Raw genomic sequence first — 461 nt, forward strand, 5'->3', positions numbered from 1 at the left:
CCACTGCGGTGTTGCCGCCGCCGATCACCGCCACTTTCTGGTTGCGATAGAAGAATCCGTCGCAGGTAGCGCACGCGGAAACGCCGCGGCCTTTGAAGGCTTCTTCGGAAGGCAGGCCCAGGTAACGGGCGGAAGCGCCGGTGGCGATGATCAGCGCGTCACAGGTGTACTCGCCGCTGTCGCCTGTCAGACGGAACGGGCGGTTTTGCAAATCGACGCGGCTGATATGGTCGAAAATGATCTCGGTTTCGAATTTTGCGGCATGCTCGTGCATGCGCTCCATCAGCAGCGGACCGGTGAGATCGTTCGGATCGCCTGGCCAGTTTTCCACTTCCGTCGTGGTGGTCAGCTGACCGCCTTTTTCCATCCCGGTGATCAGCACCGGCTGCAGGTTGGCGCGTGCGGCATAGACCGCCGCGGTGTATCCCGCAGGTCCAGAACCAAGGATAAGCAGTTTACTG

The 461-nt window shown here is 61.0% G+C and carries 1 protein-coding gene; it reads right to left on the reverse strand.

Annotated elements, in window-relative coordinates; genetic code table 11:
- On the reverse strand, positions 1-461 hold a 461-nt coding region (locus M3234_RS28885; protein ID WP_262307938.1), incomplete at both ends, for an FAD-dependent oxidoreductase.

Source organism: Neobacillus niacini, assembly GCF_023715785.1.
Taxonomy (GTDB): Bacteria; Bacillota; Bacilli; order Bacillales; family Cytobacillaceae; genus Neobacillus; species Neobacillus niacini_E.